Raw genomic sequence first — 20630 nt, 5'->3', positions numbered from 1 at the left:
AACGGTTTACCCGCGCCGAGCTACGGGTTGTCGTGATCGGCGAGGACCACACCGATCACATGCCGGGCCCGTGCCGCGACCACCGGGTTGGACGACCGGTAGTACGGCAACTGGATCAGCGCGATCGACAGCGCCCATCCCCGACCGCGGTCCCAGGAGGCGTCATCGATCCGCGCCGCCGAGCGGAAGATCCAACGGGTGTCGGCATCGAACAGCTCCCACGCCACGCTCAGATCACAGGCGGGATCACCGACCGCGAGACCGCCGAAATCGATGACGCCGGTGAGCCGGTCGCCATCGAAGAGCAAATTTCCCGACGACAGGTCGCCGTGGATCCAGACGCCGGGGCTCGACCACGGGGCCGCGTCCAGTGCGCTTTGCCAGGCCGCGGTGACCGCGTGGGCGTCGAGTTCGTCGGTCACGGCGGCGATCGCCTCGCGGGTGGAGCGGTCGCGCGCGGCGAGCGCGACGCCGCGGAAGAAATTGTGCGCACCGGGCTCGGGCCCGCCGGCGCTGTCGATCGATCGCAGCGCGGTGATGAACGCACCCAAGTCGGTCGCCACACCGCGTGGGTCGCCGAGTCTCCCCGATCCGAGGCTCTGCCCGTCCAGCCATCGATAGATCGACCATTCCCACGGGTAGTCCGTCCCCGGCTCGCCGCGGCCGAGCGGAACCGGAACGGCCAGCGGAAGGCGCGGAGCCAGCCGGGGCAACCATTTCTGTTCCTTGTCCACCTGGCCAACCGCCGAGGGCAGGCGCGGCAGACGAACGGCCTTGTCCGCTCCGAGGCGATAGATCGCGTTGTCGGTGCCCGCCGACTCGACGGCGTTCAGCGGCAGGTCTTTCCATCGGGGGAATTGTTCGGCGACGAGCCCGGCGACCGTGGCGACGTCCAGGTCGATGGCTGGTGTTCGTTCGAATGTCGTCACGGACCGGTGTGGATGAGCGGCGCCCACAGGTCCGGGCGGTCCGGATGGACAGCGCGCAGGTCGCAGATCACTTTGTGCAGCGCGGCTGCGGCGTTCACGGCGCCGTCGTCGGTGGATACGGTGGCATAGAAGCCACGGGCCGCGATGGCGGCTATGGCGTCGTTCAGCGGCCACAGGCTGGCCACCACGTGTCGGTACCCTGCCAGCTGGCAGGCCGCGGCCAGATTGACGGCCTCGTCAGCCAGCCATCCGCGGTTAGCGGTCGAGCAGGCGGATAGGTAGGCCAGTTCGGCTTGCTCCAGCTGGAGTTGGCTGATCTGGGGGATCGACAAGGCGCCGTCGTACAGGTGCAGGCCGCTGTTGGACGGTGCAGAGAGGTCCGCGGTGGCGTGGCAGGCGAAGTGTGCCCAGGTCGACTTGGACAAGCTCGCCAGCACCTCGGCGACCGTGGCTTGCTCGTTGACGAGCTTCGTCCCGGATCGGTGCACGGTCTCGGCTTCGCTGCTGGCGGTACGTAAATCGGGCAGGCCCGGTGTACTGGCGAGGGCGACTGTGAGCTGGCGGCGGACCTGCGCTCGTGCGCGCGCCCGAGCGTGGATGAGCGCACGCAAAGTCGGCGTGTAGGACGACACCACCCGATCCAGGGCACCGGGCCTGCCAGCGATCCCTGCGGCATGCAGCGGGAACAGGCCGAGCAGACCGGTGGGCAGCCACCACACCCGAGTTCCGGGCGCTGGCGCGAGAGCATCCAGAACCGGTTCGACCGCCGCCCACCACAGCCAGCCCAAAATGAGCGGGAGCGTGTCCCGCCGGTCCGCAGCGGGCCCGGCCAGGATCGCACTGTAGGCCAGAACGTCCTCGAGCGACAGGTACGGCAGCGGCAGCAGCCGAGGTGAACCGTCGGCGGTGAGGATGATCGCGTCACTGCGATCGTTGCCCGCGTTCAGCAGAATGACCGGGCCACCAGCAGCAGCAGCGCGCAGATCGGCGAACCGAGGCGGACCGAGAAACCCTGCGAAGCGGTCGATCCCGCGGATCTGTGCGAGCAACCGGTCGTACTCGGCCCAGGACTCCCGCAGCGGCTCAGTCGAGGCACTCGGAGCGTTCAGCCGGTTGCGGACCTGGCGGAACTGTTCGGCGAGATCCGGATGCGCGACCGCCAGGTCGGTCAGGTCAGTGCGCGAGTCCATCCGCGCGGCCAGTACTACACCTCGCCCCAGCTCGGCCGTCTCCAGCGCACCCACCGGATCACCGATTGCGCAATGTGCGGCGATCGCGTCCCCGACCAAGCCGAGATGTTGCCCGGCACCGAACTCCTGGTCCTGCCACGCGGCTTCCTTCGGCACGAGAGAGTGCAGCATGGCGACCGCGACATCCAATAGCTCCGTTGCCGCCGCCCGCTTCCGTCTGCTGTAAGCCAGCACACCGACCGTCCACCCCGCCCGCACCAATGCCAGGGGCGGGGCGACCTTGGCCATATTCGCCTTACGAAGCCGCCGGGCCAGCCTGCGAATAGGAACCCGCCCAGCCCAGCGTCCGCGTGAGAGATAGGCGCGGGCCAGGTTGGACAGGTGCATAGCCACGTCGGGATGACCGTCCGGAGTCGCGGCCAGGGCCTTTTCCCCGGCCGCGACGGCCTGCTGGAACAGTGCGCCCGTGCCGTGGTGTTCGGCCCGTAGCCGATGGGCCAGGCTGAGATTGGTCAGCAGAATGGCCTGGTCGGTATGGCTTTCGGGCAAGGAAGCCACAGCTCGCTCACCGGCCCGGACCGCGCGCTCGATCGTGTCCGGATCCCGGTCCCGCTCGTACTGGCGGCGGTAGGCGACCCCCAGATTGGACAGGAATACGGGCAGATCGGCACTCCATTCCGGGGTGATGAGCACTGCCTGCTCGCTGAGTTCGACCGCGCGCCCCAGGTCTGTGGCGCTCCTGGTGCGCTCATACCGGCGGCGATACGCGCCGCTGAGCGTGGACAACCGCCCGGCCAGGTTGCTGTGACCGGCTGGAGTAGCTGTCACCGCCTGTTCCCCAGCCGCTATGGCCCGGTCGATATCGCCCAGCACACCGGTGCGTTCATAGCGCCTCTGACACATGCGGCCCAGGCTGTACTGAAACGCCGGGAACCGGGAATCGTCGGCCGAAACGATTTCCAATCCCTGTTCAACCAGTGCGAGAGCGTGCTCGAGATCGGCGGTCACACCGTTGAGTTCGTAGCGGTTCAGGTACCCGTTGCTGAGGTTGAACAGCACCGAGGGACTCGGTTTAGCCTCGTCACCCAGCGCACGCGCCCGTTCGTGCAAGGCAATCGCGCGGTTGAGGTCGTCGGTGTCGGTAGCGTGAATATAGCGGCGGCCGTAGGCGTTGCCGAGGCGAGAAAGTCCCTCGGCCAGTTCCGGATCGCTGGCGGACAGCGCCACCACCTGTTCGCCGAGGGTGATGGCTTTCGCCAAATCAGCCGTCTCACCGAACCTCTCGAATCGTATCCGGAAGGCCAGACCGAGGTCGGACAGGCAGGAGGTGTGTTCGGCGGTTCCGGCAGCAAGTGCGTCCGCGGACGCCATCAGCAGCATCAGGCTCGCCGTCAGGAGCGGCTCATCGAGCGAGCCGTCCGCCTTCGCCAGCAGTTCGGCCCCGAGCCGCGCCTGAGCCCGAGCGTCGGCCGGGCTTCGGGCTGCGGCCACGTCGCGCCACACCTCCGGGATCAGGTCTGGGTATTTGCCCAGCGGTAGAAGAAAGATCAGCGACCTGGCCATCTCCGTGACCGGGTGATCGGGCAGCGCACGGAACCGAGCGAAGTGTAGCCAGCCAAGGGAGTGGAAGGCCGACAGGATTCGCGCGTTCCCATCCGGGAGACCGCGATCCTCGAGGGCGGGCTGGACCGCCTGGAACAGCGCGTCCGCGTCGGCGACCGCATCGGCGCCGAGTACCAGCTCCGGATCCTCGGTGTGCTGATGTCGCAACAGCCGTTGATCTACTCGCGCCAGCAACTTTTCGAACGTTTCTCCCCCGCTATGTCGTCGGCGCATCATATTGCCTTGTTCACAGGTTGGCGATCACGAACCCGGCCGCGACGCCCGACGCCACCAGCGCCGATACCTGCACGATCAGGCCGATACCGACCCACCTGGCCTTGAAGGCGTTGGCGCGGCGCAAGGTGTCCACTGTCCGCACTTGCACGGCGGCGACATTGTTACGGGCATCGACCTCGTCGTCGGTCCAGTGCTCCCCTATCATCCGGGCCAGAGTCGAAGCGGTCGCGGCAGCGTAGTACTTGTTCCAGCCCGCGACGATGCCACATGCTGCGGCGCCGACGAACAGCGCCAACGCGACGCCCACAGCGATCACGACCGGCGCCGGGAACGTCGCCACAGTGGAGGACTTCACCAGAGCGGCGAGCCGACCCAGCAGGGTGACCAGTGCGCCCGAACTGGTGACGATGACCTGTCCGCGAGCGTCATACGCCGATCGCCGTTCTCGTTCCGTCTTGAGCTCACCTTCGATGAAGGCGGCGTAGGTCTTGCCCTGATCGCTCACCCGAATCGGCCGCGGGGAGCGTGGGCCGCGTCGGGTTCTGTATCGCCACGCACGTTCTCTAGCTCGAGCCAGGATTTGTCGGTCGTCGGTTCCCTGGGGCTGTCCTCGGCTGTTGTGTTCTCCTCAGGATCCGGCATGGTGTTCCCTCCATCCGACCTTCTCACCATGGAACTAGTCTAGTGCCGCTTCACGCAAGGCAAGGCCTAAAATTGGGGAGCCAGATCTTCAAACCGACGGCGACGCAACCCCGTTCGTGTTGGGCAGTCGAACGAATAGGAGCCTTCGATGGATTCGCGCACCTGTCGCTGATGCGCAGTTCGTGGCTCCGGCGCGGCGTGGACCCCCGTGTCGGCAGCTGTCGCCGATCCGGCCGGCGGAACCCGGCGCTTCGTCTCCCATGCCGCGCCATGCGTCGAGCCAGTCAGCGACCGGCAGCAGCGTGATACGTCATTCGATGGCGATCCTGGTGAGGCCGTCCACGATGAGTTCGACCACTCGGGCGAGCGACCTGGTCGCCACCACGAAGTGGCTGCTGCCGCCGTGCCCGTCTACGACCGCGGCAAGTGCGGGCGACGACCAACTCTGAACTGACGCTGCCCCCGCCGGTCCGTCAGTGTCCGAGGAAGTCGGGAATCTGTTTGGACAGGAACGCCTTCACACCATTCTTGTGGTCACGAGTGACACCGGTGTGCGTCATCTGCACCGCTTCGAAGTCCAGGGCTTCCTCGAATGTCGCGGTGGCGGCATAGGCGACAGAGGCTTTGATGGAGGCGAACGCTCGAGTCGGGCCGGCCGACATCAGTGCCGCGATCGAGGAGACCGAAGCAGCGAACTCCTCGTCGGCGATCACTTGATGGACCAGGCCAAGCGCAAGGGCTTCTTTCGCATCGACCACCCGGGGCCGCAGCAGCAGGTCCAAGGCCGTCGCGTTACCCACTGCGCGTGGCAGGGTCCACGACATTCCCGTATCACAGGACAGCCCGATTCCGGCGAAGGCACTGGTGAATCGCGCAGAAGCGGTGGCGATGCGGAGATCTGCCGCCAGCGCCAGGGCCAGTCCGGCGCCCGCGGCGGTACCGTTGACCGCGGCGATGACAGGCTTGGGCATGGTCGCGATCATGCGGACGAGCGGATTGTAGTTTTCCCGCACCAGCTCACCCAGCGGCCTTTCTTCCTCTGCGGGCTGCTGCAGTTCACGCAGGTCCTGTCCGGCACAGAATGCCGACCCGGTTCCGGTGATCACCACCGCTCTCACGCCAGGGTCCGTGGATGCGGCCTGCAGTGCGGCACCCAGCTCGGTTCGGGTGGCGGTGTCGAGACTGTTCGCGTTCCCGGGTCGGTTGATGCGAATAGACGTCACAGCCGCATGGGACTGCACGTCGACCAGCGAGTTGCTGTTCATTCGAAATCGGGTCCTCTCGGATGATGGCCACGGTCGGTTCGGCCACCCATCGCCACAAACTTCTGGGGGCGGTGTCGCCACTGGGCGATAGCGCTGCGCTACACACGCTGTGACCGTGGGTGGCCCCACGCTAAGCCACACCTACAAGTTTATGCAATAAGTTGCACAATCCTTGTGTCCGTGGTCACATTACTGAGTCGACATGCCTGCCAGCCCTCCCCGCCGGGGCACTACTGAAGTCCATTGCAGAGCACGACAACCCAAGTTTTCGAAGGCATGACCTGGAGGTTTGACGATGTATCCGACTCAGGGGCCGGCACCGCGCAGTCCAGCAGCAGCCCGATGGAGTGATGGCGGTCTTCGGTGCGCAAAGCGCGGATCTTCCGAGAAGTCCGAGTCGCGCGCTTTGCCGGTGCTTTGAGAGAACACGGTGTATCGCAGGGCGATCGCGTGGGCATCTGGAGCTTCAACTCCGACTCTCACACCACTCCCGGCAAGCGGGGCGCCGAGCGGGCCATCGACGCCGACTAGCATCGTTGCATGGCACTACGGTTCGCAATTTTGACTGCGCTGGCTGAGCGGGAGGCGAGCGGTTTCGAGCTGGCCAAGCGCTTCGACCGTCTTTACGGGGCTTTCTGGGCAGCCTCGCACCAGCAGATCTACCGCGAGTTGGACCGCCTCAGCACTGCCGAGTTGATTTGTGAAGTTCCCCAGCCCGAGCGCGCCGAACGCGGGCAGCCCAAGCGTTTCGCTATCACTGACGCAGGCAGGTCGAATCTGCGTGACTGGGTGAGCGAGATCGACGAGCCCGTTCACCTGCGTGAGCCACTGATTGTGCGTGTACGCGCCGCAGCGGTCGTCGGCGACCTGAGCGGTGTGCGAGCCGTGATCGCTCATCACCTGGAGGTGCATGAACGCCTCCACTCCGAGTACGAGGCCATCGAAGGCCGCGATTTCGCCACCATCGACAACGATGCCGCCGCCCTCAGACATCTAGTGCTGAAGGGAGGAATCGGCTTGGAACGTACCTGGGTGCAGTGGTGCCAGGAAGCGCTCGCTGTCATCGACGGAATGCTGGAGCACTCTGCCTCTGCGAGGGCCTGATCGAAGTGACTCCCGCGGTGTCCGTGCATGCCCGCAGAGCATCACCTATGCCGTTCCAGCACAACATGTTTATCGTGTCGATCGCCTCTTCACGAGAGATCGGGCGCCCCGCATTCACCCAATCCTGAGCACACCTGGGCACCAGCGTGAGAAGAGTCATTGCCAGCATCTGTGCCGCGGCCGAGGAACTCTCAGGCCCGAGGGCCCGACCGATTGTGGCGGCACACGTACTCAACATACGACGGATGCGGAGTTCGACGGACGGCTCACCCGTGTCGTCTGGCCGGATTACCAGAATCGCGCGGCTGTCGGTATCGGTCAACTCGAACAGGGCTGTGACCAGCGCCTCGATCCGTTCACGCCTGCCTTCTGCCGAGTGCAGTGCAGTGTCAACTGTCGCTGCCAGCACATCCATCGCACCTTGCAGCACCGTCAGGTACAGCTCGAGTTTTCCGGAGAACTCGGTATACAGCGTCGGCTTGGCTATGTTGCTTCCTCGCGCGAGATCGCTCATGCTCGTCGCCCGATAGCCGTTGGCCACGAAGATCGCCCCGGCTTGCTCCACAAGCTGTGATCGCCGGGCCGCGCGTGTGTATCTCCGTACCTGCGGATCCCACGTTCTCGTCATCGCCGAACGCTCCCGGATATGAGTCGGACGAGTATCGCGAGGTAGGGCGTGCAAAGATCGTCTGCAGTCATGGTTGTCTCAATTGTGGGTGGACCAGTTCACCGGTCCGACGGGCTTGTGCAAGGACTACTCGGACCGGTGAACCGTCCCGGCGGCTGGTTGCCGCCAGGTTTGTGACGCGTGTAGACGCGACGGGTGAGAGCTCAGGCCAGCAGGGAGCGGCCGATGATCTCCTTCATGATCTCGGTGGCTCCGCCGTAAATGGTCTGGACACGGCCATCGACGAAGGCCTTGGCCACCGGGTATTCGTTCATGTATCCGTAGCCGCCGTGCAGCTGCAGGCAGCGATCCGCGACACGCTTCTGCAGTTCGGTCGCCCACCACTTGGCCATCGAAGCGTGGACCGCGTCGAGCTGACCCGCGGAATGCTCGACGATGCAGCGGTCGATGAATGCACGGGTGACCGCGCATTCGGTGGCCATCTCGGCGATCTCGAAGCGCACGTGCTGAAGTTTGGCCAGCGGGCGCCCGAACGCTTCACGCTCCTTCACGTAGCCCTTGGTGATGTCGAGCAGATGCTCGGCTACCGCGATTCCTGCTGCAGCGATGTGCAGGCGCTCGGTGGCCAGGTTGGTCACCAGATGCAGGAACGCCCCATTGAGTTCGCCCAGCAGATTCTCCTTGGGCACAACGACATCGTTGAAGAACAGCTCGGCGGTGTCTTGCGCCTTCTGGCCGAGTTTGTCGAGGTTGCGTCCCCGTTCGAACCCTTTCATGCCCCGTTCGACGACGAGCAGGGACAGTCCCCGCGAACCGCCATCGGGGGTGGTCTTCGCGACGACGACGATCAGATCGGCGAGGTATCCGTTGGAGATGAACGTTTTGGAACCGTTGAGGATCCAGTGATCGCCGCGGTCTTCGGCGTGAGTGTTGATGCCCTGCAGGTCGGAGCCACCGCCGGGCTCGGTCATGGCGATAGCGCCGATCTTCTCGCCACTGCAGAAGCCCGGAAGCCAGCGCTGCTTCTGCTCTTCGGTGCTCAGGCCGATGAGGTACGAGCCGACCATGTCATTGTGCAGGCCCAGAGCAAGCCCTGGCACGCCCGCCGACGACAGTTCCTCCGCGATGATGGCGCTGTACCGAAAGTCGGTTGTCCCGCCGCCGCCGTATTCTTCCGGCGCCGACAGGCCAAGCAAACCATGTCGTCCCGCGGCAAGCCACACCTCGCGGGAAACCACGCCGTCCTTTTCCCACTGCGGGTAATGCGGCAGAACTTCCTTGGCGAGGAACGTGCGCACGAGTTCGCGGAAGTCATTGTGTTCGGTGTCGAAGATGAGCCGTTTCATGTCAATCCTGGAGTCGAAGAGCACAACTGGGTACCGCAAAACCGCGGCCCGCGCAGGCTCGAGGCGGAAGATGTTTGCGCAGAAGCGATTTAGCGAGGCGTGGCAGATGCAGCCAGAAAGCGGCCCGCTTCCTGAATCTGCAGAACGCTCTCTCCCGAACCGCCGCCATCGCACGGGATGATCGCTCCCGAGATAAAGCGCGCGGCCGAGGAGGACAAGAACATCGCCAGAGCAGCAATATCGTCCTTCGTGCCCAGTCTGCCGAGTGGAACCGTCGTCACGGCGGTGCCGTCGTCGTCGTGGGGTGTGAGCCGGGCGATCCCCTCCGTGCCGGCGATCGGCCCCGGAGCAATAGCGTTGACCCGAATCCCTTTCGCCCCCCATTCCAAAGCCAGCACCCGAGTCAGTTGGTCGACGCCGGCCTTGGCCGCGCAGACATGGGCCTGGTAGCGAACCGGGATCCACGCCTGGGGAGCGGTGATGTTGATGACCGAGGCGCCGGACGCGAGGTAGTCCAGGCCCGCGCGCATCACGTGGAAGGTGCCGTTGAGGTCGATATCGACGACCACCTTGAACCCGTTCGACGACAGCGCGGAGGCCTCGGCGAGAAAGTTTCCGGCGGCACCCGAAACCAGCACATCGATGGCGCCCCACTCTTCGCGGATCGCAACGAAAACGTCCTGTACGGCTTCCATGTCGCGCACATCGGCGACAAAGCCGCTGACCGGTACTCCGTAGGCGTTGAGCTTCTCGACTGCGGCCTCGACGTTCGTGGGTTTGCGGCTGACCACGGCGACCGCCGCACCGCGGGAAGCGAAGGCCTCGGCTATTCCGAAATTGATACCGGTGGTGCCGCCGAAGATGACGGCCGTCTTGCCGGTGAAATCGAACTGGATGTCCATGAAGTCTCTCTATAAGTGTCGAACGGAAGCAGGTCGGAGAGCGTCACCGCCGGACGCGGGACGGCTGAAGGCTGCGATCAGAGCGTAGATCTCAACAAGTCTTTGTGCAATAAGTTGCATAATTAATGTGACGTGAGCCACTGCAGCCCTTCAAAGGGGTCGTCGCCCGGGTGAGCTATCGTCCATGCCCCTACCCCGGTGGGTGATCAGCTCAGGACGGGAGTGGAGCCCAGCATCCGCTTCATCGCGCGCCGTACGAATCGCCGCGAGCCAAGGATCTAACGGCGACCGAGAGATAGCGGTTGATCATCTGCGCGCGCCTGGGCGATGCCGATGACCAGTGACTAAAAGCTGTGCGGAGCCGGCACGTCGATCTCTTGCATCAAGCCTGTGTCGGTCGACGACCGATCCGGACGTCCCAAACTCGTTGTAACCGTGAGGCATTCGGCGACCTGCCCCAAGACTGGGCGACAAGCCCGCAGTGGGCCGCGACACAGACGCACACGTCGGGCATGAACGGGGCCGACCTAGACTACTGCCGATGAGCTGGTGGGATTTCTGGATTTCTCACAGACGGCAGTCGGCAACACGGCCGGGGACCAAGGGCCGTGCAACGAAGGACGGCAAGACGCTGCGCGCCTGGTGGAAGGACCCGGTCGACTACCGGTGGCTGGTCAGCACCCTGTCGGCGCGATCAGCGCTGGGACCGCTCAAGTTGCTGATCGGCAGCGCGGGAGCGGTGATCGCGGCGATGGGCGCGGTGATCACGGGAACCCCGGTAGGTCCGCCCGGCGATCCCGGCATCGCTTCGATGATCGGAGTGCTGTCGGGGGCACTCTGGGCAGCGCGCTGGTGGCTGCTGCCGTGGCCGAGCAAAACCGAGTCGCTGGTGCTGATCGCCTGTGCCGACGTGCTGTTCACAGTCGAATTCCTCCAGCTGCAGGATCGGCTGTTCGGGGCGATGGGCACGGTACTTCTCCTGGTCACCGGCAGCTACCTGAGCTTCTTTCACACTGCGCGGGCACTGGCCGTGCACTCGGCCTGGTCGGTGCTGTCGGTACTGGTGTTGTCGGTGCGCATCGCCACCGGCGGCGGCGATGTCCACCTGGCACTCGCAGTCGCGCTCCTCCTCGCGTCGGTGGCCGGCGCGATGCCCGCGTACCAGCTCCTCTATTGGCTTCTACGCAACGAGTCGCTGTCGGACCCACTGACCGAACTGCTCAACCGCCGAGGTCTGGAGAACCGGCTGCCGCAACTGATGGACCGCAGTCCCGCGATCTGTGTCATCTGTTTCGACCTCGACCGGTTCAAGAACGTCAACGACACCTGGGGCCACGGTATCGGCGACACCGTCCTGGAACGAACCGCGCGCCGCTTGCGCGACGCCGCCGGGGAGCTGGCAGTGGTGGCACGCACCGGCGGAGAGGAATTCGTAGTGGCCGCCCCAATCGCCGCAGCGGCCGCTCGAATCGAGGCCGAACGGCTGTGCCGAGTGGTCGCCGAACCGCCGGAGACCGCTGTGGTGGTTACCGCGAGCGTCGGCGTGGCGGTCTTCGACACAAGAATCTGCCCGCAGTGTCCACGCCCGACTCCGGACCGGATGCTGCAATCCGCCGACGCGGCGATGTACCGGGCCAAACAATCCGGCGGGAACCTGGTGGTGGTCGACGACCTCACGTCGCCGCCGAATCATCACCACCCGACTCCGAACCACCACAGGTAGCAACCGATTTCCGGCACCCACGAGCTGGCAGAAGCGCGGTTGTTCAGGAGCCGGCTTGCTTGCGGCGCTGCCGAAGAGCGCGCATCGACACCTGCGATCCGCATCCGGGGCTGCAGTAGCGTGCCGCCCGGTTGCGGGTGCGATCGATGAAGCCGAAGTGGCACGGCGGATTGCAGCATGCCTTGATCCGCATCCAGTCGCCGCGCTGCGCCGTCTCGGTCACCGCGGCGAGAACGGCACCCAAAGCGCCGGGGACACCGGTCGATCCGGCGAGGAGCTGCGCCGTTTCCGCGGTGATGACCGTTGTGAGCGGATAGCGAACGCCGGCCTGCCGCAGATACCGTTCCGCCTCGGCGACCCGGGCGTCACCGATATCTGGATCACCCGCGTGTGTCAGCAGCACCGTGACCAGCGCGTCGCGAAGCTCACGCGCGGCCGCCGCGTCGGAGTCGGTCACCACGATGGCGGCATCGAGCAGGCCCTGCTCGATCGCCCAGTCCGCGAATCCCGAAGCCGTGCCGAAGACCTCGACGCGCCCCGCGCCGTCGGCTCTGGTGTTGACGAACTGCACCACCAGAGCAGCGGCATCGTCGCTCCACTTCGGTGCCTCCTGTGTAGCCTCCACTCCCCCACGATACCAACACGACAAGCGGCTAACCCGGTTGATCACAACACCTGCACTGAAACCGCTTGCAATGTTGTTAGCTAACCGCTTATGCTCACAACATGACGAATGCAAGAAACACCCCGCCGATCTGGTTCATCACCGGCGCCTCCTCAGGTATCGGACGCGAGCTCGCAGTTCAGGCGCTGGAAGCCGGAGAAGCTGTGGTTGCTGTGGCGCGACGCACCGAAACCCTTGGTGACTTGGGAGAACACGACCGACTGCTCGCGGTCGAGGCAGACGTGCGCGACGAGGTAGCCGTCGCGAAGGCGGTCGAGCAGAGCGTGGCTCGCTTCGGCCGCATCGACATCGTCGCCAACCTTGCCGGCTACGGACTCTTCGGGGCGGTCGAGGAAGCAGCCGACGGGCAGGCACGGGCAATCTTCGATACCAACGTCTTCGGCGTCCTCAACGTGCTGCGCGCGACACTGCCGGTGCTGCGGGGCCAGCGGTCCGGGCACATCCTGCAGGGCTCGTCCTACTACGGCCAGACCGCAGATCCCGGCGTCGGGCTGCTCGCAGCCACCAAGTACGCCGTCGAAGGACTCTCCGACGCGCTCGCAGCCGAAGTGGCGCCACTCGGGATCCACGTGACTCTCGTTGAGCCCGGCCTCACCGCAACACCTTTCCTGGCCAACCTCGACGCGGCTACAGCAACCCACGCCGACTACGACCAGACGGTGCGCGTCCTACAGCAGGCGATCCAAGCACTGCCGGCGTCGGCGTTCTCCGGCGTCGATCGCGTGGCCGCCGGCATCCGCACAGCCGTGGCCGACGACAACCCACCCCGCCGCCTCGCCCTGGGCATCGCCGGCGCCGACAGTATGCGCACCGCGCTCACCGCACGCCTCGCCGAACTCGACAAATGGGCCACCATCACGAACCTGGTCGACGCCGCGCCCATCGCTCACGTCCACACCGGATAGACAACTTCCGCAGTGGCTCGCACCGCTGTTGCAGGGTGCCGACGTGGTCGGCGAAGAACGGATGAACGGGCCGCGGGCCCTGGTCATCCGCCGGGTTGAGGGACATGGGCTCAGCGTCAGACCGACAGGCAAAAGCCCCCTCTGACCTCGGTCGGAGGGGGCTTCCTGTGCCCGCAGATTTGACGTGGTTGCCCGTTTCTCACACTTTCGCGTTTCGAGCCGGCGATCGATTGCCGAGCAACCCCGGTCGACCGACGCGTCGGCGAAGGGGGAACGGAACTCTTGACGCCGGTGAGTAATCGGCAGCCAGTTCCGCCCGAACCGCACCCGGTACCTGCGCGGTCTGCCGCGTCAGCCCTGGATCGTCAGGAGTCACGCTCGGTCGACTGCTCGATGTTCGCGCCGTCGTAACCGGCTTGGCAAAGCAGTGAGACAACCCTTTCGGCATGGGATGCCGGGCAGAAGCCCAGATGGTATGAATCGCCGACGTGGATCGCGATCAGCGCCACGTCGAGCGCCAGACAACGGTCACCCGTCTCAGCTCGGAAGTCCTCCGCGATCTCGACCGTGTGGCTGGAGTTCTCTTCGGTCTGAGAGGCGAAGTCTGGATACCAGTCCCACGTCAGACCATCGGGACACGATTCGAGGGCTTCCAGCGCGGGCTGGATTGTTTCGACGTCGTCCTTCCAGTCGAAGTGTGCCAGCAACGCCGGGCCGATGCCGAATTCGTCGCCGTGCAACATGTCGAGTAGGCCGCTGCGGGCCAGATCGCCTTGGTCGGAGCACAGATAGTCCGAGGCCGGATAGGTGTCCAGATACGTCTGCGGCTCATCCAGGACCAGGCGCAACAGCTGGACGATATCCGATCGGTCTGGCGCAAGGATTGCGGCGGCATCGGTCAGCGCGGCACGAACGACGTCAGACGTCTGCATATAGGCGGGCATGCCGACTCCTTCCGTAAATTCAAGTCGCACAACAGTACTGATCATGCTCACGACCCCACCACCGGCATGTTCACGAGCCCTGATGTGCGCCTGCGCGGTCCCGGCGGCAGCCCGACATCCCCTGGCGCGATCTTGGCCCGGCGCGACCTCAGGAACGCACCGACATGCGCCCTGCGCTCGGTGCGCACCGAGCGCATGTCGACCACTTCACTCATCGGTCCATCGTCGCCGAACCCGATCCGGGTATCCAGGTGGCGCTGATACCCGTTTCGGCGCTGGCGCTTACGTCGCTCGAGCCACTCGTCGAAGGTCGGACCCGCGATGACGGCGTGTTCCGGTTCAACCCTCAACGCTGTGAGCGCCCGGACCACCAGCCGCCCGATGCCGAGCCCGATCGCGATGGTGGCGTTCGACGCGCGGAACCTCAGCGCCGCCGCCAGGAACGAGATTCAGAGCCCGGGACAGTTGGGTCCCGAGTTCCATACCGGTGGAGCGCGGCGTTGCGGAATCCGGCTGGAGCCGTCAGGGTGATGCTCGTCCGCCGCTGTTCGGCGAAGGCCGTGATGTCGTCGTCGGACGCGAGATGCCCGGCGCGGTAGCCGATCCGGCTCTCGATAGCGCCGGTCCCGGCGTCGTAGCCGTCGGTGTAGTAGAGCTCGCGGCTGAGCCGGGTGTAGGCCGGGTCGGTACCGCGGTCGGTGCCGGAGAGGTTGACGTTGGCGGTCAGCCAGCTCGACCGGGCAGCCAGCAGAATGGTGAGAATATTTGCCGACGCGTCGGCGACCCAGCTCCAGTCCCACGTCTCGGGCGTGGTCCACGCGCCACCGAACTCCCGTGACAGCGCGACACCCGGTATCCCGCGCGCCGCTGCTTCGGCCACGGCGCCGAACGTGCCGCTGACACCCAGTGTGGCCCCGAGGTTTTCGCCCGCGTTGACGCCACTGAGTGCCAGGTCGACCGGGGGCACCACCCCGGCGGTCAATGCGAAGACCACGCAGGCCGACGGGGTGGACCCGAGATGGATGGCCGGGATGCCGGCGAGTGGTTCGGCCCACGCCCACTCGAACGGAACTCCGCTGCGCCGGGACTGCCCGGCACCCGACATCGGCACGCTCGGGGCGACGATCGTCGCAGGCAGCCCGAGCATCCGGACGGCGGCCGCCAACGCCAGCAGACCCGGCGCGCGGTAGCCGTCATCGTTGGTGATCAGCAGGTGCATCGGCGGCCTCCACTCGGGCACCGGTCTCCGGAACGAACAGGTGCAGGCGATCGGCCGGGACGTGCACGGTGAGCGGGGTTCCGACCGCCGGCGCCGAGCCCGTCGCCGGCAGCGTCACGGCCCAGCGGCCGGCCTCGCCACCGCACTGCACGACCAGCGAGTCACCGGTGAACTCGACCAACTCGACGACGCCGTCGATGAGCAGACCCGGTCGGCCCGGCTGCGCGTCGTGCGCGAGCAGGCCGTCGCCGGGCCGCCAGCCCAACTTCAACGTGCCCGCGATCCCGGAAATCGGGCGGGCAGGCCGCGCGGTCAGACCCGGAGCGGTGATGGCGTCACCGGCCTTGTCGAGGGTCACCTCGGCGATGTTCATCGGCGGGCTGCCCAGGAACGTCGCGACGAACAGGTCCAGCGGACGTCGGTACACCTCGGCGGGGCTGCCGACCTGCAGTATCTTGGCGTTGTTCATGACAACCAGGTGGGTGGCCATCGACAGCGCCTCGAGCTGGTCATGGGTGACCAGGACGACGGTGTTGCCGAGTTCGCGGTGCAGCCGCACCAATTCGACGCGGGCCTGCTGGCGCAGCTGAGCATCGAGTGCGGACAGCGGCTCGTCGAGCAGCAGCACCTGGGGCCGGCGCACGATCGCGCGGGCCAGGCCTACGCGCTGACGCTGACCGCCCGAGAGCTGGGCGGGGCGGCGGTGGCGCAGTTCGCTCAGGCCCAGGCTGTCGCAGGCGTGGGCGACGCGACGTTCGATCTCGGCTTTGTCGAGCCCGGCCTTGCGGTGGTGCTTGGCCTCGAGCCGCAGACCGAAGGAGATGTTGCGTTCAACGGTCATGTGGGGATAGAGCGCGAAGTCCTGGAACACCATGGAGACGCCACGGCGTCCGGGCGGTGTGCCGGTGACGTCGGCGCCCTCGATCAGCACGCGGCCCTCGTCGGGGGTGAGTAGGCCGGAGACGATGCCGAGCGCGGTCGACTTACCGCAGCCGGAGGGGCCGACCAGCACGGTCAGCGACCGGCCGGGAATGTGGAGTTGCTCCACGTCGAGCGCGGGGCGGTCGTCGTCGTAACGCTTGATGATCCCATCGAGCAGCACGCCGGAGGAAAGGTCGTGCTCGCCCCTCGGTGCGGGGGCTTCGGTCGTGGCGAGACTGGTCATGAGGATTACCGCACCCCTGAGTGAAGGAAGGCATCCGCGATCCGCCGCGACGCCAGGACATAGATGACGACGACCGGCAACGAGGCCAGCATCGCGGCCGCGAGCATCGGGCCGTACTGGGCGCTCTCGGGCCCGACGAACAGCGCCAGACCCGGCTGGATCGTGGTGTCCTCCGGATCGGGCATCACCAGCAGTGGCCACAGGTATTCGTTCCACGTGCTGATGAACAACAAGATCGCGACCGCGCCCAGCGCCGGACGCAGGACGCCGAGCACCACGTGCCGCAGGATCTCCCACGTCGACGCGCCCTCGAGTACCGCAGCGCCGATCAGCGACTGTGGAATCGAGCGGATGTGGTCGCGCAGCAGCAGCACCGCCAGGGCGCTGACACCGAGCTGCGGGATGATCACACCGACGGTGTGGCCCTGCCAGCCGAGCCGGGCGGTCATCAGGAACTGCGGAATGATCAGCGCCTGCGGCGGAACCAGCAGCGAGATGCCGATGACGGCCAGCACGATGCCCCGGCCGCGGGCGTTGTCGAACCGCACCAGCGCGTAGGCCGCGGGCAGCGCGACCAGCATTGTCGCCACGGTGACGCCCGCTGCCATCACGAAGGTGTTGGCCAGCAACCGGCCGATCGGGAACCGGCCGAGCGCCAGGTCGTAGTTCTCCACGCTGGCCGGCATCGGGAGGGGATTGAGATCGAAGATCGTGTTCACCGGTTTGAACGACGTGGCCAGCGCCAGCGCCACGGGGAACAACATCAGGACAATCGCGGTGATCAGCAGCAGGTGCCGTCCCAGCGCATCACCGCGTCGCACGGAGTCTCCTCGAGATCAGGGTGTAGACGGTCAGCAGCAGCCCGAAGGCGAGGGTGATGACGATGGCCGCCGCGGAGGCGGTGCCTGCATCGAAGAACGTGAAACCGTAGGTGTAGAGCCGGTAGTACACGTTGTCGGTGGCGCCGCTCGGGCCGCCGCGGGTCAGCACCCCGATGTTGGTGAACAGCCACGGCCAGACCACCACCATCGACAGCAGGCCGAGCAGGAACAGCGGCCGCCACAGCTGGGGCAGGATGATCGATCGGGTGATCTCGCCCTCGGTGGCGTCGTCCAGGCGCGCGGCGTCGACGGTGCGGCGGTCGAGGCTGGCCAGTGCGGCACCGAAGAGCAGCGTGTTGAGCGCGATCACCTTCGGCGCGGTGACGACCACGACGGTCGGCAGCGCGGTCGCGGTATCACCGAGCCAGTTGATCGGCTCCCCACCAGCCGCCTCGACGAGCCGGTTCAGGATTCCGTGCAACGGGTCGAGGATGAACTGCCAGGACAGCGCGTTGGCCACCGGCGCGAGGACGACCGGCAGGAACAGCAGCATGCGATAGAACTCGCTCATCCGGCCCGGACGCTTCCACAGGGCGATGGCCAGCGCGCAGGGGACGACGGTCGCGAACGGGAGCACGAACAGCGCGTACTTCAGTGTGTTCCATGCCGCGTTGCCGAATTCCGGCTCGGTGAACAGGGTTTCGTAGTTCGACAGGCCGTTCCACTCGATGTCCGGCGCGACCAGGTCCCAGCTCAGGAAGCTCAGGACCACGGTGAACACGAGCGGGCCGTAGACCCAGGCGATCAGCGAGATCATGGTCGGCGAGAAGTACAGCCACGCCATGGCCGAATCCGTGCGTGGCGCGCGGCGCGCGGGCAACGTGGTCGACAGCGTCATGATCGGGCTCGCCTGTCGAGCATGTCCTGGGTCTTCGTGAGCGCCTCGGCGTAGTGCCGGGTGTGTCGCATCTCGATGATGACAGCCGGGTCGAGCGGGAAGGTGTTGACAAGGACCTCGCCCAGCGGGATCGTGCCCCAGCCCGGCGGCAGGTGCAGATCGCCCTCGCCCAGTAGTTCGAGCTCGTAGGGGTTGGCGTCGGGCTGCTGGGCCATCCGGCCGAAGTTGTCGTGCAGGTGGATGTGACCGACGACCGGGGCGACCTCGCGGACCGCGTCGAGGAAGTCGAAACGCAGGTAGCGCGCGGCCAGGAAGGCGTGACCGGTGTCCAGGCACATCGTCACGGCGGGGTGGTCGATCTCGGTGACCTGCTCGGCAACCATGTCCAGCCGCATGCCGTAGGAGCGGCGGGTGAGGATGGCCGAGGACGGCGCCCGGTTCTCGATCGCGATCGTGACGCCCTTGGCGCCGGCGTCGTCGGCCAGGATGCGCAACATCGTGCGTTCGGCCGCCATCCCGGCGTGCAGGGCATCGCCGTCGCTGTAGAGGCTGGGCAGCACGCCCGCGTGATAGACCAGCACTTCGGCGCCGATCGCCTGGGCGATCTCGAGATCGGCCAGCAGTCCCAGCTGCTGGGCCGAGGCCGAGGTGGCGTCGAGAAGGTTGCCGGTGCGCCCGGAGGCGTGCCAGGAGCTGTGCAGGGTCAGCCGCAGCGGACAGCCGTCGAGCGCGTCGCGCAGAGCGGCGATGCGGGCGGGCTGGACCTGCCCGCCGATGACGACGCCCAAGCCGCAGCCGCCGAGTTCGGCATAGCCGAACCCGGCGACCACAGCCTCGTCGAGGAACGCGCGCATCTCGTCGAAATCGGATCGCAGGAGTTGTTTGCCCGCCCACGGGTTGATCGTCAGTCCGATCTTGTTCGCGACATCACCGCCTTCGGAGCCTGCCGGCGGCGTTTCGAGGAAAACCTGGTGTGACAACCGTCTATCTCTCTTCGATATGGGCGAACGGTGGACTTACGGAACTAGTTGAGTCCGCGGATCTTCGACGCCGCGGCCTTCAGGGTCGCCGCCGGGTCGGCGCCGCGCAGGACGATCGGCTCGACTGCCTCGTCCTGGAGGATTACGACGCCCTGGTTGGACTGCTTGCCGGGGAAGGCGGTGTAGGGAACCAGGTCGGCCATCTGCTCGACGGCGGAGCCGAGGCGCGGGTCGGCCGAGGAGGCGGCCGCGGTGCGCAGCGGCAGGTAGCCCATCTGCGAGGCGATCAGCTTGAAGCTGTCGTCATTGGTCAGGTACTGCACGAACTTCCACGAAGCCTTCGCCTTGGCGGCGTCCTTGGCCACGATCGTCAGGCCGGAGCCGGAGAAGGTGGGTCGGGCCGGCAGGTTGTCGAAGCCGGGCAGCGGTGCCACCTGCAGAGTGAACTTGCCCTTGGCGGCCTGGTCGAGGGTGAGCAGGCCCCCACCGGTGGTGACCAGCATGCCGAGCTTGCCTGCGCTGAAAGCGCTCTGCGCCGAGGCAAAGTCGACCGCGGGCTGGACGCCGGACTTGGTCAAGTCCTGGAGGGCGGACAGCGCGGTGATCACCGGTGCGGAGTCCACGGTGACCTCACCACTGCCCGAGACCAAGGCGCCGCCGGCGCTGTTGACCAGCGACTGGGTCAGGTAGTCGGACTTGCCGGGGTCGACGGCCGAGACGTACACGCCCTGGGCCTCGGTCTTGTCCTTGATCGCCCGCGCGGCCTGCGCGAGTTGGGCCATCGTCTTGGGTGGCTGCGCCGGGTCAAGGCCCGCGGCCTTGAACAGGTCGGCGTTGTAGAAGATGACCGGGGTGGCCATCATGAACGGCATCGCGACAGGCTTCTTGGAGCCTGCGGTCGGGGTGGCTTCGAGCACCGACGGCACGTACCCGGCCATGTGCTTGTTCCACTCGTCGGCACCGGCGATGTCCTCGAGGGACCGCAGCGGCAAAGTCTGCGAGGCCTGCGCGACCTTGCTCCAGCCGATCTGTGCGACGTCCGGCGGATCGCCCGCTACGACGCCTGCCTGCAGCTTGGTCAGCGCGTCGGACGTCGGGACCGACTGCGGCTTCACCGTGATCTTCGGGTTGGCCGCCTGGAAGTTGTCGATCAGCTTCGCGATGCCGTCGCCCAGCGGGTTGGCCTGACCGTAGGTGTAGGACAAGAAGGTGATGGTCACCGGGTCGTCGGACTCCGGCGCCGGAGTCGAGTTGTTCTGGCCGCAGGCGGCGAGCAACGTGGTGACCGCGACGAGCACGATCCCCCATCCGGCCTTTCGGTCGGGGCGGTGCGAATTCATAGCAAGCTTTCTTCGTGAGGATGGGGCAGATGAATCGGGCAGCAGTTCCGAACAAAGTCTTCATCAGCCGGTTGTGTGCGGCAATGCGAAAACAGTTATTGATCC

19 protein-coding genes are annotated in these 20630 nt (G+C 66.2%); 3 read left to right on the top strand and 16 right to left on the bottom strand.

Annotation, left to right across the window (positions count from 1 at the left end; translation table 11 throughout):
- Positions 1–20 precede the first annotated feature (20 nt).
- From ACFWF2_RS20460 to ACFWF2_RS20445, 4 genes are all read right to left on the bottom strand, one after another.
- Entirely contained in the window at positions 21–929 is a 909-nt protein-coding gene (locus tag ACFWF2_RS20460; RefSeq protein ID WP_379309009.1) for an aminoglycoside phosphotransferase family protein, read from the bottom strand.
- Positions 926–3958 carry a CHAT domain-containing protein gene (locus ACFWF2_RS20455; protein WP_379309008.1) on the bottom strand — a complete coding sequence of 1011 codons (3033 nt, stop codon included), beginning with the start codon at positions 3956–3958 and terminating at the stop codon, positions 926–928. The genes ACFWF2_RS20460 and ACFWF2_RS20455 overlap by 4 nt, the downstream gene beginning before the upstream one ends.
- Before the next feature lie 10 nt (positions 3959–3968).
- Entirely contained in the window at positions 3969–4463 is a 495-nt protein-coding gene (locus ACFWF2_RS20450) for a hypothetical protein (RefSeq protein ID WP_379309007.1), read from the bottom strand.
- A 610-nt stretch (positions 4464–5073) separates the two neighbouring features.
- Positions 5074–5865: an enoyl-CoA hydratase-related protein gene (locus ACFWF2_RS20445; protein ID WP_379309006.1), complete on the bottom strand. Its 792-nt coding sequence runs from the start codon at positions 5863–5865 to the stop codon at positions 5074–5076.
- 540 nt (positions 5866–6405) lie between these two features.
- Between ACFWF2_RS20445 and ACFWF2_RS20440 the strand changes: the two genes are divergently transcribed.
- Complete coding sequence (locus ACFWF2_RS20440) at positions 6406–6969, top strand: PadR family transcriptional regulator (RefSeq protein ID WP_379309005.1); 564 nt, start codon at positions 6406–6408, stop codon at positions 6967–6969.
- Here the strand turns inward: ACFWF2_RS20440 and ACFWF2_RS20435 are convergent.
- The 3 genes from ACFWF2_RS20435 to ACFWF2_RS20425 form a co-directional block, all read right to left on the bottom strand.
- Positions 6926–7534, bottom strand: a complete 609-nt coding sequence (locus tag ACFWF2_RS20435) for a TetR/AcrR family transcriptional regulator (protein ID WP_379309004.1) — start codon at positions 7532–7534, stop codon at positions 6926–6928. The two genes, ACFWF2_RS20440 and ACFWF2_RS20435, sit on opposite strands and share 44 nt — an antisense overlap.
- Positions 7535–7800: 266 nt before the next feature.
- Entirely contained in the window at positions 7801–8943 is a 1143-nt protein-coding gene (locus tag ACFWF2_RS20430) for an acyl-CoA dehydrogenase family protein (RefSeq protein WP_379309003.1), read from the bottom strand.
- 89 nt (positions 8944–9032) lie between these two features.
- A complete protein-coding gene (locus ACFWF2_RS20425) occupies positions 9033–9845 on the bottom strand; it encodes an SDR family oxidoreductase (RefSeq protein WP_379309002.1) in 813 nt (270 codons plus the stop codon).
- Positions 9846–10386: 541 nt separating this feature from the next.
- Here ACFWF2_RS20425 and ACFWF2_RS20420 point away from each other — a divergent pair.
- Positions 10387–11568, top strand: a complete 1182-nt coding sequence (locus ACFWF2_RS20420; protein ID WP_379309001.1) for a GGDEF domain-containing protein — start codon at positions 10387–10389, stop codon at positions 11566–11568.
- Between the two features lie 43 nt (positions 11569–11611).
- Here the strand turns inward: ACFWF2_RS20420 and ACFWF2_RS20415 are convergent, their stop codons facing one another.
- Entirely contained in the window at positions 11612–12193 is a 582-nt protein-coding gene (locus tag ACFWF2_RS20415; protein ID WP_379309000.1) for a CGNR zinc finger domain-containing protein, read from the bottom strand.
- A gap of 101 nt (positions 12194–12294) precedes the next feature.
- On the opposite strand from ACFWF2_RS20415, the gene ACFWF2_RS20410 reads away from it, so the two are divergent.
- A complete protein-coding gene (locus ACFWF2_RS20410) occupies positions 12295–13158 on the top strand; it encodes an SDR family NAD(P)-dependent oxidoreductase (protein ID WP_379308999.1) in 864 nt (287 codons plus the stop codon).
- Positions 13159–13523: 365 nt separating this feature from the next.
- Here the strand turns inward: ACFWF2_RS20410 and ACFWF2_RS20405 are convergent, their stop codons facing one another.
- The 8 genes from ACFWF2_RS20405 to ACFWF2_RS20370 form a co-directional block, all read right to left on the bottom strand.
- Positions 13524–14102, bottom strand: coding sequence for a hypothetical protein (locus tag ACFWF2_RS20405; protein WP_379308998.1), 579 nt, complete (start codon positions 14100–14102; stop codon positions 13524–13526).
- 47 nt (positions 14103–14149) lie between these two features.
- A complete protein-coding gene (locus tag ACFWF2_RS20400) occupies positions 14150–14317 on the bottom strand; it encodes a hypothetical protein (RefSeq protein ID WP_379308997.1) in 168 nt (55 codons plus the stop codon).
- A 209-nt stretch (positions 14318–14526) separates the two neighbouring features.
- Positions 14527–15321: a 5'/3'-nucleotidase SurE gene (locus ACFWF2_RS20395; RefSeq protein WP_379308996.1), complete on the bottom strand. Its 795-nt coding sequence runs from the start codon at positions 15319–15321 to the stop codon at positions 14527–14529.
- Complete coding sequence (locus tag ACFWF2_RS20390) at positions 15296–16486, bottom strand: ABC transporter ATP-binding protein (RefSeq protein WP_379308995.1); 1191 nt, start codon at positions 16484–16486, stop codon at positions 15296–15298. The genes ACFWF2_RS20395 and ACFWF2_RS20390 overlap by 26 nt, the downstream gene beginning before the upstream one ends.
- Before the next feature lie 5 nt (positions 16487–16491).
- Positions 16492–17307, bottom strand: coding sequence for a carbohydrate ABC transporter permease (locus ACFWF2_RS20385; RefSeq protein ID WP_379308994.1), 816 nt, complete (start codon positions 17305–17307; stop codon positions 16492–16494).
- Positions 17294–18205, bottom strand: coding sequence for a carbohydrate ABC transporter permease (locus tag ACFWF2_RS20380; protein WP_379308993.1), 912 nt, complete (start codon positions 18203–18205; stop codon positions 17294–17296). The genes ACFWF2_RS20385 and ACFWF2_RS20380 overlap by 14 nt, the downstream gene beginning before the upstream one ends.
- Positions 18202–19185, bottom strand: coding sequence for a sugar phosphate isomerase/epimerase family protein (locus ACFWF2_RS20375; protein ID WP_379308992.1), 984 nt, complete (start codon positions 19183–19185; stop codon positions 18202–18204). The genes ACFWF2_RS20380 and ACFWF2_RS20375 overlap by 4 nt, the downstream gene beginning before the upstream one ends.
- A gap of 44 nt (positions 19186–19229) precedes the next feature.
- Positions 19230–20525, bottom strand: a complete 1296-nt coding sequence (locus ACFWF2_RS20370; RefSeq protein ID WP_379308991.1) for an ABC transporter substrate-binding protein — start codon at positions 20523–20525, stop codon at positions 19230–19232.
- Positions 20526–20630 lie beyond the last annotated feature (105 nt).

This window comes from Nocardia sp. NPDC060259, from assembly GCF_042728775.1.
Classification (GTDB): domain Bacteria; phylum Actinomycetota; class Actinomycetes; order Mycobacteriales; family Mycobacteriaceae; genus Nocardia.
Note: the sequence above shows the minus strand (reverse complement) of the source record. Positions and strands in the feature narration are given on the sequence as shown.

Bases quoted from the DNA above. Each gene is read 5' to 3' on its own strand.
- ACFWF2_RS20380 (WP_379308993.1), bottom strand. From the start codon at position 18,205: ATGACGCTGTCGACCACGTTGCCCGCGCGCCGCGCGCCACGCACGGAT.
- ACFWF2_RS20445 (WP_379309006.1), bottom strand. From the start codon at position 5,865: ATGAACAGCAACTCGCTGGTCGACGTGCAGTCCCATGCGGCTGTGACG.
- ACFWF2_RS20395 (WP_379308996.1), bottom strand. From the start codon at position 15,321: ATGCACCTGCTGATCACCAACGATGACGGCTACCGCGCGCCGGGTCTG.
- ACFWF2_RS20430 (WP_379309003.1), bottom strand. From the start codon at position 8,943: ATGAAACGGCTCATCTTCGACACCGAACACAATGACTTCCGCGAACTC.
- ACFWF2_RS20425 (WP_379309002.1), bottom strand. From the start codon at position 9,845: ATGGACATCCAGTTCGATTTCACCGGCAAGACGGCCGTCATCTTCGGC.
- ACFWF2_RS20410 (WP_379308999.1), top strand. From the start codon at position 12,295: ATGACGAATGCAAGAAACACCCCGCCGATCTGGTTCATCACCGGCGCC.
- ACFWF2_RS20400 (WP_379308997.1), bottom strand. From the start codon at position 14,317: ATGAGTGAAGTGGTCGACATGCGCTCGGTGCGCACCGAGCGCAGGGCG.
- ACFWF2_RS20455 (WP_379309008.1), bottom strand. From the start codon at position 3,958: ATGATGCGCCGACGACATAGCGGGGGAGAAACGTTCGAAAAGTTGCTG.
- ACFWF2_RS20390 (WP_379308995.1), bottom strand. From the start codon at position 16,486: ATGACCAGTCTCGCCACGACCGAAGCCCCCGCACCGAGGGGCGAGCAC.
- ACFWF2_RS20405 (WP_379308998.1), bottom strand. From the start codon at position 14,102: ATGCCCGCCTATATGCAGACGTCTGACGTCGTTCGTGCCGCGCTGACC.
- ACFWF2_RS20440 (WP_379309005.1), top strand. From the start codon at position 6,406: ATGGCACTACGGTTCGCAATTTTGACTGCGCTGGCTGAGCGGGAGGCG.
- ACFWF2_RS20420 (WP_379309001.1), top strand. From the start codon at position 10,387: ATGAGCTGGTGGGATTTCTGGATTTCTCACAGACGGCAGTCGGCAACA.
- ACFWF2_RS20370 (WP_379308991.1), bottom strand. From the start codon at position 20,525: ATGAATTCGCACCGCCCCGACCGAAAGGCCGGATGGGGGATCGTGCTC.